The 12,609-nt window shown below is 69.0% G+C and carries 11 protein-coding genes and 2 tRNA genes; 2 read left to right on the top strand and 11 right to left on the bottom strand.

The annotated features are described in order from the left end of the window. Window positions 1-103: 103 nt before the first annotated feature. Window positions 104-1,528: an LVIVD repeat-containing protein gene (locus HNR25_RS20225; RefSeq protein WP_184637699.1), complete on the bottom strand. Its 1,425-nt coding sequence runs from the start codon at window positions 1,526-1,528 to the stop codon at window positions 104-106. Between the two features lie 326 nt (window positions 1,529-1,854). Between HNR25_RS20225 and HNR25_RS20220 the strand changes: the two genes are divergently transcribed. Next, window positions 1,855-2,553, top strand: a complete 699-nt coding sequence (locus HNR25_RS20220) for a DUF305 domain-containing protein (RefSeq protein ID WP_312862653.1) — start codon at window positions 1,855-1,857, stop codon at window positions 2,551-2,553. Window positions 2,554-2,663: 110 nt separating this feature from the next. On the opposite strand, the gene clpX is transcribed toward HNR25_RS20220, so the two are convergent. From clpX to HNR25_RS20195, 5 genes are all read right to left on the bottom strand, one after another. After that, window positions 2,664-3,944, bottom strand: coding sequence for an ATP-dependent Clp protease ATP-binding subunit ClpX (gene clpX / locus HNR25_RS20215; protein ID WP_184637696.1), 1,281 nt, complete (start codon window positions 3,942-3,944; stop codon window positions 2,664-2,666). Window positions 3,945-4,194: 250 nt separating this feature from the next. Next, complete coding sequence (locus HNR25_RS20210; RefSeq protein ID WP_184637694.1) at window positions 4,195-4,854, bottom strand: ATP-dependent Clp protease proteolytic subunit; 660 nt, start codon at window positions 4,852-4,854, stop codon at window positions 4,195-4,197. A 61-nt stretch (window positions 4,855-4,915) separates the two neighbouring features. After that, a complete protein-coding gene (locus HNR25_RS20205) occupies window positions 4,916-5,470 on the bottom strand; it encodes an ATP-dependent Clp protease proteolytic subunit (RefSeq protein ID WP_221459033.1) in 555 nt (184 codons plus the stop codon). Between the two features lie 274 nt (window positions 5,471-5,744). Continuing rightward, the gene (tig, locus tag HNR25_RS20200) at window positions 5,745-7,190 is read right to left on the bottom strand and encodes a trigger factor (protein ID WP_184637690.1); all 1,446 of its coding nucleotides are present in this window, start codon (window positions 7,188-7,190) and stop codon (window positions 5,745-5,747) included. 229 nt (window positions 7,191-7,419) lie between these two features. Further along, a tRNA-Pro gene (locus tag HNR25_RS20195) sits at window positions 7,420-7,494 on the bottom strand. A gap of 118 nt (window positions 7,495-7,612) precedes the next feature. Between HNR25_RS20195 and HNR25_RS20190 the strand changes: the two genes are divergently transcribed. Continuing rightward, window positions 7,613-7,686, top strand: a tRNA-Gly gene (locus tag HNR25_RS20190). A 109-nt stretch (window positions 7,687-7,795) separates the two neighbouring features. Here the strand turns inward: HNR25_RS20190 and HNR25_RS20185 are convergent. Genes HNR25_RS20185 through HNR25_RS20165 form a run of 5 tightly spaced genes read right to left on the bottom strand, consistent with a single transcriptional unit; the run spans window position 7,796 to window position 12,567 of the window. Beyond that, window positions 7,796-8,998, bottom strand: coding sequence for a tyrosine-type recombinase/integrase (locus tag HNR25_RS20185; protein WP_184637688.1), 1,203 nt, complete (start codon window positions 8,996-8,998; stop codon window positions 7,796-7,798). After that, entirely contained in the window at window positions 8,998-9,222 is a 225-nt protein-coding gene (locus HNR25_RS20180; RefSeq protein ID WP_156002793.1) for a helix-turn-helix domain-containing protein, read from the bottom strand. The genes HNR25_RS20185 and HNR25_RS20180 overlap by 1 nt, the downstream gene beginning before the upstream one ends. Continuing rightward, entirely contained in the window at window positions 9,222-10,898 is a 1,677-nt protein-coding gene (locus HNR25_RS20175) for a replication initiator (protein ID WP_184637686.1), read from the bottom strand. Before HNR25_RS20175 ends, HNR25_RS20180 begins: the two co-directional genes overlap by 1 nt. Then, on the bottom strand, window positions 10,898-12,316 hold the full coding sequence (locus HNR25_RS20170; protein ID WP_184632728.1) for an FtsK/SpoIIIE domain-containing protein: 1,419 nt from the start codon (window positions 12,314-12,316) through the stop codon (window positions 10,898-10,900). Before HNR25_RS20170 ends, HNR25_RS20175 begins: the two co-directional genes overlap by 1 nt. After that, window positions 12,316-12,567 carry a hypothetical protein gene (locus HNR25_RS20165; RefSeq protein WP_184632730.1) on the bottom strand — a complete coding sequence of 84 codons (252 nt, stop codon included), beginning with the start codon at window positions 12,565-12,567 and terminating at the stop codon, window positions 12,316-12,318. Before HNR25_RS20165 ends, HNR25_RS20170 begins: the two co-directional genes overlap by 1 nt. Window positions 12,568-12,609 lie beyond the last annotated feature (42 nt).

Here is a 12,609-nt window from a genome sequence, read left to right as displayed (position 1 = left end):
TCCACCCTACTCACGCGCCGGTGTGCCGGTGCCCAGCGCGCGGCGCGCGGCGGCCCGCCGCCCCGTGCGGGACGGCGGGCCGCGGTACTGCGCGTCTGGAACCTCAGGCGCCCGGGGTGTAGCGCGGCTGGCTCTGCGGGTTGAACTCGTCGTAGGTGACCTTCTCCGCCTTGTCCAGGCGCGGGTCGTCCAGCTTCAGCACGTCCAAGCCCTGCTGGATGTCGGAGGAGTAGACGTGGCCGTTGTAGTAGTACGCCGACCAGGAGCCGCCCAGCTGCAGCTCGTCCTCGCTCAGCGGGCCGCGGTCGAAGTAGCCGATCTCGCGCGGGTTCTCGGGGTCGTTGAAGTCGATGACCGAGACGCCGCCCTGGTACCAGGACTGCACGAAGTAGTCCTTGCCCTGGACGGGGATCAGCGATCCGTTGTGGGCGACGCAGTTCTCGGTGTCGGTCTGGTGGCGGTCGATCTTGAAGTAGCTCGCGAACTCCAGCCGCGGGTTCTTCTTGCCGCCCTTGAGGGCGTAGACCGCGTCGGCGCCGCGCTCGGGGCCGACCTCCTCGTTGCAGGTGGCCGCGCCGCCGCCGCCGAGCTCGTCGGTGAAGATCACCGAGCCGGCCGTGTTGCTGAAGGTGGCCGAGTGCCAGAACGCGAAGTTGTCGTCGCGGACGGTCTCGGTGACGACCGGGTTCACGGGGTCGCTGATGTCCATCATCACGCCGTCGCCCATGCAGGCGCCCGCGGCCATGTCCCTGCCGGGAAGCACGGTGATGTCGTGGCAGCCTTCGGTGGGACGCAGCTCCCCGGTGCCGCCGGGGTTGCCGCCGTCGGGGAACAGCACCGGCTCGTTGACCACTTCGGCCGAGGACGGGGCGTCCGTGGGCACCTCGACCACCGAGATCTTGTCGTGCGGCGTCTGGCAGTTCGGGTAGGCGTCCGAGGGCGCGTAGGAGGACACGTAGACGTAGTCGGTGCCGTCCCCGCCCGGCACCAGCGTGTTGGTGTGCGAACCGCAGTCGGTGCGCACCGCGCCGACGTAGGCCGGCTCCGCCTTGTCGGAGATGTCGAAGATCCGCAGGCCTTCGAACGCGTCGGCGTCGGCCGGAGTGCTGGCAGGCGCCCCGCACTCGTCGCTCTCCCGCGGATAGTCCACGGAGTAGTAGAGCAGGTCGCCGCTGATCGAGACGTCGCCCTGGCCGCCCTCGCACAGCACCTGGCTGACCGCCTGCGGCGATCGGGGATCGGAGATGTCGTAGACCGTGAATCCGCTGTAGTTGCCGTCGACGGCGTAGTCGCCGGTGAAAGCCAGATCGGAATTGAACGAGGAACTGTCCGCGAACGGCCCCTCTTTGGCGAGGTTGGCGATGTGTTCGACGTTTCCGCTGGTCGAAACGTCGTCTGCCGTATCCGCCAGAGCGGCCGGCGCCAGCGCCGTCGCCGCCAGAGCGGACGCCGCGGCGCCGGCGGTGATCGCGCCGATCCGCTTCAACCGGTCGCGCCGCCGCAGGGAAGGCCCGGGGGATGTCGACATGTGGCCTCCTTATCCGAAGCATCCCGAATCACGAGAAAGCTACCTACACCCCACTTGGGTTGTACAGACCACCGTGCGGACGAAACCGAAGTTCAACATTCCGCGGTCACATCCGTGGTTCGGTTTCACACATCGCCAACTTCATCCCGAAAAACCCCAATGACGTGGGACAACACGACTCATCTGGGACGACTCAACCGGTTGCGGAACACCCGCGCGACCCCGCGGGCACCGTCGCAGGCACTGGACAACCCGCACGCGCGATGAGTAGACAAGCGTTGTGGCGGCGCCCCGACAGCCGCTCGCCCCCTGTGGAAGGAGCCCCCGTGCGGAACCGGTTCCCGGCGGCCGCAGCCGCCGTAGCGCTGGCGGCGCTCACCGCCTGCACCGGCACAGAGCAGTCCGCCGACGGTCCGCCCGTCCTCGCGCCGGGAGCACCCGGCGAATCCGCGTCGCCGGCCTCGCAGCAGCAGCTGGACGCTGCCGCTGAAGGATTGGAGCACAACAAGGCCGACATCCGGTACATCGTGGCGATGATCGGGCACCACAAGCAGGCGCTGGTCATGACGGACCTCGCCGACGACCGTATGGCCGACTCCGATCTGGGCAAGATCGCCGACCGCATCGCATCCGCGCAGGAACCCGAGATCGAGGCGATGGAGGCGTGGCTGGACGACAACGTCTACGGCTCCGGCGAGGACGCCCCCGATTCCGGGGCCTGCTTCCCGGGGAGCGGCCACGGCGGCGGCGAGGACGGCGCGGGCGGCTGCCCGGTCCAGGTCGACCACGACGACATGGCCGGCATGGCCGACCGCGAGGAGCTGGACGCGCTGGAACAGGCCGAGGGCGCCGAGTTCGACACCATGTTCGTCGACCTCATGACCACCCACCACGAAGGCGCCGTCACCATGGCCGAGGAGGCCGCGCTCGAAGGCGAGGACCCGGTGGTTCTGCGGATGGCCGACGACGTCGTCGCCGAACAGACCGCCGACATCGACCGCATGGACCAGGTACTCGACGGCTGAGCCCGCGAGCCGGAGCCGCGCACCGCACCGCCCGCTCCCCGCCCCGGACGAACGGCGGGCGGGCTCCCCTCAGGGAACCCGCCCGCCGCAGTGCATCGGAACGGCGCCGCTCAGGCGCTCTTCTCCTCGCGGTCGGGCCCCCGGTTGGTACGCGGCACGATGGTCGGATTCACGTGCTCCAGCACCGCCTCGCGGGTGATGATGACCTGGCCGACGTCCTCGCGGCTGGGCACCTCGTACATCACCGACAGCAGCACCTCTTCGATGATGGCGCGCAGTCCGCGCGCCCCCGTGCCCCGGATGATGCCCTGCTCGGCGATGGCGTCGAGCGCGTCGTCGCTGAACTGCAGCTCGACGTTGTCGAGCTCGAAGAGCCGCTCGTACTGCTTGACCAGCGCGTTGCGCGGCTCGGTCAGGATGCGGATCAGCGCCTGGCGGTCCAGGTTGTGCACGCTGGTGATGACCGGGAGCCGGCCCACGAACTCCGGGATCAATCCGAACTTGAGGAGATCCTCGGGCATGACGTCGGTGAACTGGTCGGCGGTGTTCTCGTCCGTCGTGGGCGACGAACGCAGCGCCGCGTTGAACCCCATCCCCTGCTTGCCGACACGGGACTCGACGAACTTCTCCAGGCCGGCGAACGCGCCGCCGCAGATGAACAGCACGTTGGTGGTGTCGATCTGGATGAATTCCTGGTGGGGGTGCTTGCGCCCGCCCTGGGGCGGCACACTGGCGGTCGTCCCCTCCAGTATCTTCAGCAGGGCCTGTTGCACGCCTTCGCCGGAGACGTCGCGCGTGATCGACGGGTTCTCGCTCTTGCGCGCGACCTTGTCGACCTCGTCGATGTAGATGATGCCGGTCTCGGCCTTCTTGACGTCGTAGTCCGCGGCCTGGATCAGCTTGAGCAGGATGTTCTCGACGTCCTCGCCCACGTAGCCGGCTTCGGTCAGCGCGGTGGCGTCGGCGATGGCGAAGGGGACGTTGAGGATCTTGGCCAGCGTCTGGGCGAGCAGCGTCTTACCCGATCCGGTGGGCCCCAGAAGCAGGATGTTGGACTTGGCGATCTCGACGTCCTCGTCGCGCGGGCGGTCCCCCTCGGACTGCACGCGCTTGTAGTGGTTGTAGACCGCAACCGACAGCGCCTTCTTGGCCTGCTCCTGGCCGATGACGTAGGAGTCGAGGAACTCGTAGATCTCCCGCGGCTTGGGCAGGCTGTCCCACTTCACCTCGGGGGAGTCGGCCAGCTCCTCCTCGATGATCTCGTTGCACAGATCGATGCACTCGTCGCAGATGTAGACGCCGGGGCCGGCAATGAGCTTTTTCACCTGCTTCTGGCTCTTCCCGCAGAACGAGCACTTCAGCAGGTCTCCACCGTCGCCGATGCGTGCCACCCAGCCACTCCTTAAAACGTAGGCCACCCCGTCATCGGCCACCCGGCGGCGCCGCGAAAGCGATGACGTGCCCTCTGTTCGAGCAAGCTACCGCTTCTGCAGGATATGCCCTTCGCGCGGACGATGGGCGGGGCGATCTGTGCGTCGTTCCCCCGAGACTAAGCGAAGCGGCGGACCGGCATCGCCACACCCGTGTTCCCGCGGCGTGTGGCGGCCGGTCCGCCCCGGACGCTCTCGGCCCGGCCGGCCCCTACTTCTGGGACGACTTGCGGTACGGCAGGACGTAGTCGACGATCCCGTAGTCCTTGGCGCCTTCGGCGGTGAGGATCTTGTCGCGCTCGATGTCCTGAGAGACCTGCTCCTGCGTCTGGCCGGTGTGCTTGGCCAGCGTCATCTCCATCTGCTCACGGATGCGCATGATCTCGTTCGCCTGGATCTCGATGTCGCTGGCCTGGCCGTGCGTGCCCTCGGCCGCGGGCTGGTGGATCAGCACGCGCGCGTTGGGCAGGCAGCCGCGCTTGCCTTCGGTGCCGCCGGCCAGCAGCACGGCCGCCGCGGAGGCGGCCTGGCCGATGCACACCGTCTGGATGTCCGGGCGCACGAACTGCATCGTGTCGTAGATGGCCATCAGCGCGGTGAACGAGCCGCCCGGGGAATTGATGTACATCTGGATGTCGCGGTCGGCGTCGATCTGCTCAAGCGTGATGAGCTGCGCCATGATGTCGTTGGCGGAGACGTCGTCGATCTGCACCCCTACGAAGATGATCCGCTCTTCGAAGAGCTTGTTGTAGGGGTTCATCTCCTTGACACCGTACGACGTGCGCTCGACGTAAGACGGCAGGATGTAGCGGCTCTGCGGGCTCGACGGAGCCATGCCGCCGCCGTAGGGGCTGGGGTTGTACTCGGTCATGTTCTGGCCTTCCACAGTGCAGCGGTCCACACGATTGGGTCGCGGTTCACCCGGCCTGCGACTAGTCGCCGACGACGTCGAGGGTGCCTTCGAGCACCTCGTCGATGAAGCCGTAGTCCTTGGCCTCTTGGGCGGTGAACCAGCGGTCCCGGTCGGCGTCCTTCTCGATCTGCTCCTTGGCCTGGCCGGTGTGCAGCGCGACGCGCTCCAGGAACATCCGCTTCACGTACAGCAGCTGGTCGGCCAGGATGCGGATGTCGGAGGCGGTGCCCCCGATTCCGCCGGAGGGCTGGTGCATCAGGACGCGCGTGTGCGGCAGCGAGTAGCGCTTGCCGGGCGCGCCGGCGCACAGCAGCAGTTGGCCCATGGACGCCGCCATCCCCATCCCCACGGTGCGGACGTCGTTGGGGATGTACTGCATGACGTCGTAGATGGCCATACCGGCGGTCACCGAACCGCCGGGCGAGTTGATGTAAAGGTTGATGTCGCGCTGGCGGTCCTCGGCGGACAGCAGCAGCAACTCGCCCACGATGCGATTGGCGATGTCGTCGTCGACCTGCTGGCCGAGGAAGACGATGCGCTGGCGCAGCAGGCGCTGGGACGTCTGCTCGTACATCGAGGGAATAGGCGACTCGGGCGTACGGGCGTCGATTCCCTGGGACTCATTGAAGGTCGGCGGCACTCTCGTCACCTGCTCCGGACTCGAAACGGTTGCGACGCCTGCGACACTAACGCCCGCAGCGGCTCGACTCGCACGTATGGCGGGCCTGTTCGCTTTGAGCGCAGGTACCGCGGCGCCTGCCTTGCGGTTGCATTGAGCGAACGAGCCCCGCGTCGGCCCGGTCGGGCGCGGCGCGGGGCTCGCTGGACGGATGAAAGCGGCGCGGCCGCTACGAGCGCCCGGCCTCGGCACCGCTCTCGGCGGAGTCGCGGACCTCGGGGCTGTCGGCCTCGGCCTCCAGCTCCTCGGCCCCCTCCGCGGCGGCGGCCTCGGCGTCGACGGCGGCCTCGGCGCCACCGGCCTCGTCGGCGCTCTCCTTCTCGACCACGTTGCCCGACTCGTCGGTGACGGTGGCCTTCTCCATCACCAGGTCCAGCGCCTTGGCGCGCACGACCTCGGTGTAGGCCGTCTGGATCTGGTTCGACTCGACGAGGTGGTTGGCGAGCTGGTCGGGCGACACGCCCATCTGCTGGGCCTGCTCCACGACGTACTGGGTCAGCTCGTCGTTGCCGGCGGAGAGCTCCTCGTCGATGGCGATCTGGTCCAGGATGAACCCGGCCTTGACCGCCGAGGTGGCGCCCTGCTTGAGCTCCTCCTCGAACTCCTCCTCGGACTGGCCCTGGGACTCCAGGTAGGACTCCTTCGTCAGCCCGCTCTGGGAGAGCTGCTGCTCCAGGCTCTGGCGACGGCGGCCGACCTCCTCCTCGACCACGGAGTCGGGAAGCGGAGCGTCGACGGACTCGACGAGCTTCTCCAGGGTGCGGTCGCGCGCCTGGTTGAGCTGCTGCATGCGGCGGACCTGCGCCATGCGCGAGCGGACGTCGGCGCGCAGCTCCTCCATGGTGTCGAACTCGCTGGCCATCTGCGCGAACTCGTCGTCGAGCTCGGGCAGCTCCTTGACCTTCACGCTGTGCACCGTGACGGTGACATCGGCCTCGCGGCCCTCGTGCTCGCCGCCCACCAGGTTCGTGGTGAAGGTGGTCGACTCGCCTTCGGACAGGCCCTCGATGGCGTCGTCGAGGCCTTCGAGGATGGTGTTGGTTCCCACCTCGTAGGAGAGGCCGCTGGTCTGCACGTCCTCCAGCTGCTCGCCGTCGACGGCGGCGGAGAGGTCGATCGAGACGTGGTCGCCCTGCTGGGCCGGCCGACCGGCGCCGACGAGGGTGGAGAACCGCTCGCGCAGGTTGCCGACCTGCTCCTCGACCTGGTCCTCGGTGGCCTCGGCGTCATCGGCCGTGACCTGCATGCCCTCGTAGTCGGGCACCTCGAACTTGGGCCGGACGTCGACCTCGGCCGTGAAGGCGAGCTCCTCGTTGTCCTCCAGCTTGGTGACCTCCACGTCGGGCTGGCCGAGCGCGAAGATCTCCTCCTTCTGGATGGCCTCGTTGTACAGCTCCGGGACGGCGTGGTTCACCGCTTCGCTGATCACCGCTCCGCGCCCGACGTGCCGATCGATCAGCCGAGCGGGCGCCTTCCCAGGGCGGAAGCCCTTGATGCGCACCTGCTTGGCGAGCGACTTGTAGGTCACGTCGAAGGCATGCTCAAGTTCCTCGAACGGAACCTCGACGGTCAGCTTGACCCGGGTCGGGCTGAGCTCCTCGACATCGGTCTTCACGGGGCGGTACTCCTAGATTTCCGGCAGTTTTCCGGGACGACCCGGCACGCAGGGCGCACTCTCCCCGACCACCGGACTGACGTACCGGCAGGCCGGCGCAGGCGGTGGCACCGAGCTGCGGGGCCTGGGACTGGCTTTGACGTTTTCCTGCTGATCGTGCCAAGTCTAGGGCAGTCAGAGGGCCCCTCACGGCGAACACGGCACACGCCCGGCGCCACGAGTCTTGTCGTCGGGGAGGCGGGATTCGAACCCGCGGCCTCATGCTCCCAAAGCATGCGCGCTAACCAAGCTGCGCTACTCCCCGTGAACCTCGCGCCGGGTGCCGTCCGAGAAAAAACTGGCACAACCCGCGCTGCGAAGACTGTAGTCTGGTCTCCGTCGGCTTCACGAGTCTAGAGGAAACTCCGGGGCGCTGACGCCATGCGGGCGTAGTTCAATGGTAGAACTCCAGCCTTCCAAGCTGGCCATGCGGGTTCGATTCCCGTCGCCCGCTCCATAAGCCGAAGGGCCAGGTCGGCCGGGACACCCGGCGGGCCTGGCCCTCGGTCGTAGAGAGTGCTTGCGCGGTCGCCGTGCCACACACGTGCCACAGCGGTGATCGGCCCTCAGCGGCCGGGACCGCCGGATCCGTCGGAGGTCGGGGAGCCCGGACCGTCCTCGTCGGTCTCGCCGGGATCCTCGTCAGGCCGATCTTCGAACTCGGTGGAGGCGGCCAGTTCGCGCGCGGCCCGCTCGCCGAGGCTGTCCGCCAACTCGCGGGCACGGTCGTCGCGTGCGTGCAGGTAGATCAGCGCCGCCCGCGTACTGGAGTGGCCCATCCTGGTCATGAGTTCCCGCAGCGAGGCCCCCGCTTCGGCGGCGAAGGTGTTGCCCGCGTGCCGAAGATCGTGGAAGCGCACGCCCGGCAGCCCCGTGGAGGCCCGCGCCCGCTGCCAGTACTGCGAGAAGTTCGCGCGCCGAAGAGGGTTCCCCCGCTCCCCCACGAAGACCAGACCGTCCGGTCCGGGGTTGGCGAAGGCGTCCAGGTGCGCCCGGAGGTCGTCCGCGATCAGGCCGGGCAACTGCACCGTGCGGCGGCTCGCCTTGGACTTGGGCGGCCCGAACCGCACTCCCCCGAGTTCGTAGGCGACCTCACGCACGGTGACCGTGCGCGCGTCGAGGTCGAGGAACCGCCGGCGGAGCCCGACCGCCTCACCCCATCGCAGACTGCCGAACGCGGCCAGGAGCACGAGCGCCCGGTAGCGCGGCGGAACGGCGTCGGCGAGCTTGTACACCTCGGCCACGGACAGGGCCGGGCGCTCCTCACTCTCCTCCTGGCCCGCGCCCTCAAGCTGGCACGGGTTCTCACGGATCAGCTTGTCCCGGACGGCCGTGTTCATGACGGCCCGCAGGAGCCGGTACGCCTTGGCCACGGTGGACTTTCCCACCTTGGACTTGCGGCGCGAGGACCGCCACGCGCGGACATGCGACTCCTTGATGTCCTTCACCAGGATGTCCCCGAACGTCGGGTTCAGGTGGAGTCGGAGGAGACTCCGGTAGAGGTCCGCCGAGCGCGGCGCCAGGTCCCGTTCCTCCACCCACTGCTCGGCGTACTCGGCGAAGTGGACCGACCCGGCATCGGGGTCGAACCACTCGCCCTGGACGATCTCGGCCTCTTTGAGCGTCAGCCAGCGCTCCGCCGCCTTCTTGGTCGCGAACGTCATCGACGCGTTCCGGAGACGGCCGTCCGGCCCCCGGTAGCGTGCCTGGAACCGCCCCGACGCCAGTTGGCGCACGTTGCCGAAAGATCGCTTCTTACCGCCCGCCATTACGCGGCCCTCCTCAGTCCGAGCTTGACCGGCTCCACGACTCCGGCCGCGATGAACTCGTCCAGCGCCGATTCCGGGATACGGACGTGGCGGCCGAGCTTGACGAAGGTGATGCGCCGCTCCTCGATCAGGCGGCGCGGGTAGCGCTCACTGGTGTTGAGCCGTTCGGCCGCCTGCGCCACGGTCAGCAGCCGACCCGAGGGACGAGAACTCTTACCGGCCATCACGCCGCCTTCCCCGTTGCCGAAAGATCGGTTTCCCGTGCGTGGTCGAGCTGGGCGCGGCGTTTGAGCGCTTCGCCGACCGCGCGCAGGAGGCGGTGTTCGCGGGGCGGGACGTCGGGATCGGTCGGCCGTGCCAGCTCCCAGGCGTGATCGCCGGAGGAGACCGAGGCGAGCGCGGGAGCGGCGTTGTCGCCCTGGCCCTCGTCGGGGTCGGCGTCGGGATCCACGCCCAAGGCGTCGAGGACCCAGCGCAGCCGGTCCGCCTTGTGATCGGCCACGGTCTTGCCCGACCACTTGCGCGAGACCAGAACCCGCCGCCCGGCGTAGCCGAGGTGTTCGCGCCGGTGTGCTTTGGAGCGGCAGAAGCCAGGACGCATCCCCGCCTTGGCCCCGTCCGGTTGCACGCCATAGCGGAGCCAGTTCGCGCAGCGCGGCGAGCAGGGTTCGAACCGCAGCGCTTCCACGAGGCGTTCTACGTGGCGCGCCTGCGCGTCGGTCTCCACGGCGTGGCATTCGGCGATGTCCTTGGTGAGGTACTTCGCCAGGTAGCGCACGCACCGGTCGGCGTCCTCGGTGCCGGCCACCACGCCCTTCGCGTCGACCTGCGGCCCGAACCGGACGACGTGCATCGGTTCGGCGTTCGGATCGGCATCGAGCGCGTCCAGCGCCTCACCCCAGGTCGGCAGCACCTCACCCGTGACCGGATCCACGTAGTTCCCGGTCGCCTCGTCGAAGACCGGCAGAGACTCCCCCGCATAGACCGCCTCGTCGGCCGCAGGCCACCACACCTGGTGATAGGTGGCCGCCGCGATCTGCCGCAGCTCCGCACGCGGAATGGTGCCCCTCGTCGCCATGTGCAGATGCGGCGCCAACCGGCGCTGCGGCTCCACGGTCGCGAAGTACTGGACATCGAACCCGGCCACGCGGCGCAGGTTCTGCACGAAGCGATCCACCAACTTGGAGAAGTGCAGCGCATCCCGAGCCGCCCGCCGGTAGTCATACGTCGAGGGATCCACCGGCGTCCCGTCGGAGCGCACCCGCCCGTAGGTGTCGCAGGTCAGCGTGAGGAACAGCGACGGCCGGAAGGTCCTGCCGGTCGCGGGATCCTCGTAGGTGCGGCCGAGGGTGGTCTTGGCCATCTGCCGCTTGGGCAGGTCCGGCGCGTCCTGGCGCCGCTTGGTCGAGCGCACCCGCCGAGACGTCGCCGACGAGGAGCCCCGCGACACCGACCCGCGCATGCCGGACGCGGTGATCTCGGTGTCCAAATCGGCGATGGCCTGATCCAGTGCGGCCACCTCGTCCGGATTGGCCCCGCCTGCCTCCACCAGCGCGTCACGTTGTGCGGTGACCACGGCGCGGCGCTCCACCCACGCCCGCTGAACATCGGACGGCTCCTCCGGCGTCACGGTCGGTTCCTCGACCAGGTGCCAGCCCTCTTCACACTGCGTGCGTCGGATGGAGCGCTTGCGCTTGGCACACGCCGGGCACCGAGATTCCAATGTGGAGTTGCACGGCACATCCACGATCTCGGTTCGGCCCGTGGTGATGTCGGTGCGGCGCAGCGACACGGGCCGGATACACACACCCTTGTCGGCGGCGATCTGCTCGGCCACCTCACGCGCCAGCGGTTGCGCTTGCCGCTCGGCCCGCGTGCTCTTACCGGTCGGGGTCGGCATCAGTCGCCCACCCCCGCAGCGGCCGGTTCAGCGGCCATGGCGTCGATGTCGGCATCGGAAACGAACGCGGCCCGCACCCGCACCGGAACCGGCGAGCCCTCCAGCTTCACGAACGCCACACCGGGAAGGTCCGGATCGAGCAGGTGGGCGTTGGCGCCCCGATCGCGCGCGCCCTCCCCGAGCACCATGTCCACCTGCGACGCCTCGTCCAGGCGCAGAGCCACCTTGTCGGGAAAGAGGTTGCGCAGGTTCAGCACCTCCTTGCGCGGATCCTGCAGCGCGGCCAGCACGCAGAACCCGACCGACCGGCCCTGACTGGTCAGCGTCGCTATCGCGTTCTCCGCCCGCCGGCGGATGTCGCGCTCAGGGTGGTAGGCGGTCAGGAACGCCACCTCGTCCAGCACCACCACCACGAACGGATCCCGCGTGCTGGGCACGTGCACGCGTTGGCGCCCCGCGTAGCGCTCGGCGCGCTCCTGCATCGCCGCAACCGCCGATTCCAGGAGGTCCACGGCGTCTTCGGCCGCATCGGCGTATCGGGCGAACAGCGGGCGTCCGAAGGAGAGTTCCATCCGCTTGGGATCGATCGCCCACACCTGCACCGTGCCCGCGTGGATGGCCGCAGTCATGGCGCGGATGGCCGACCACAGCACCGAACCCTTGCCCGCGCCGGTCACCCCGACCGTGAGCACGTGCGTGCCGTGCAGCCGCAGATACCACGGTTCGCCGTCCTCGCACCGGCCCACCGGCAGCCCCGACAGATCCGGATCCTCAGGCACCGGTAGCGCCTCGATCGGATCGGCGAGGGTGTCCCGGCGCGGGAACTCCAACACCACATCACGCGGCCCGCGCACCTCCACACGGCAAGAGGGAGCGCCGAAACCGTGCGCCAGCTCCGCCACACGGTTCTCGAAGTCGGCCGGGGCGGTACCGGCAACCAGGCGCACCCGCACCCGGTCGGCCCACGCCGAGCAGGTCACCCCGCGGATCTGCGGAAGGTACTGCCGTTCCAGGTAGGACTCGGCCAGGCCGGAGACGACGAGGACGGGTTGCCAGTGGCGCCGGTAGACCCACAGCCACCGCCAGGCGGCCAGCGCCCGACGCGCAAGGCGAGTCTTGAACGACTTCGGCCACCGGCGCCACCAGACCAACAGAGCCACGTCGGCGAGCGTCCAGGCCGCGGCCAGCCCCAGCCAGCCGACGAGGTACGCCAGCAGCGCAGAGGCGCCCGCAGTTGCGACGGCCACGGGGAAGCGGAGCGGCAGCAGAACGAGGAGCCGCACTAGGCGCCAGAGGAAGCCCGCCACGACGACGATGCCCGGCGTCTCGACTACCGGAGCCGAGAAGCGGATGGTCTGCGCCGGTACCGGCGCGGTCGGTTGCACCTGCGTTGCTCCGGCGCTCTTGCGTCCCAGCATCACCGACCACCCCCGCTCTCGTCGTCGGCGCGGAGTGCGGCCAGTTCGGCGCGAGCCTCGTCGGCCACGGCGCGGGTTTCGGCATCGTCGGTCTGGTCGGCGATGCGGCCGAGGATGCTGGACTTCCACGCCAGCAGCGCCGCATCCGGACGTGGCCCGGAGCCGTTGAAGGCGGCGTTGCGGTGGGCGCGCAGGGCGTCCATAAACTCGGCGATCTCGCGCGGGCTGACCCGCGTTGACGGATCGGACATACTGAAGAGACACCTCTTCCAGAGATTTCGCAGGTCTCGCAG

Source organism: Streptomonospora salina (genome assembly GCF_014204715.1).
Lineage (GTDB): Bacteria > Actinomycetota > Actinomycetes > Streptosporangiales > Streptosporangiaceae > Streptomonospora > Streptomonospora salina.
Note: the sequence above shows the minus strand (reverse complement) of the source record. Positions and strands in the feature narration are given on the sequence as shown.

What these genes read in the sequence shown, in the direction of transcription:
- HNR25_RS20225 (WP_184637699.1), bottom strand. Translation starts at nt 1,528, where the DNA reads ATGTCGACATCCCCCGGGCCTTCCCTGCGGCGGCGCGACCGGTTGAAG.
- HNR25_RS20210 (WP_184637694.1), bottom strand. Translation starts at nt 4,854, where the DNA reads ATGACCGAGTACAACCCCAGCCCCTACGGCGGCGGCATGGCTCCGTCG.
- HNR25_RS20205 (WP_221459033.1), bottom strand. Translation starts at nt 5,470, where the DNA reads ATGTACGAGCAGACGTCCCAGCGCCTGCTGCGCCAGCGCATCGTCTTC.
- HNR25_RS20185 (WP_184637688.1), bottom strand. Translation starts at nt 8,998, where the DNA reads ATGGCGGGCGGTAAGAAGCGATCTTTCGGCAACGTGCGCCAACTGGCG.
- HNR25_RS20180 (WP_156002793.1), bottom strand. Translation starts at nt 9,222, where the DNA reads ATGGCCGGTAAGAGTTCTCGTCCCTCGGGTCGGCTGCTGACCGTGGCG.
- HNR25_RS20175 (WP_184637686.1), bottom strand. Translation starts at nt 10,898, where the DNA reads ATGCCGACCCCGACCGGTAAGAGCACGCGGGCCGAGCGGCAAGCGCAA.
- HNR25_RS20170 (WP_184632728.1), bottom strand. Translation starts at nt 12,316, where the DNA reads ATGCTGGGACGCAAGAGCGCCGGAGCAACGCAGGTGCAACCGACCGCG.
- HNR25_RS20165 (WP_184632730.1), bottom strand. Translation starts at nt 12,567, where the DNA reads ATGTCCGATCCGTCAACGCGGGTCAGCCCGCGCGAGATCGCCGAGTTT.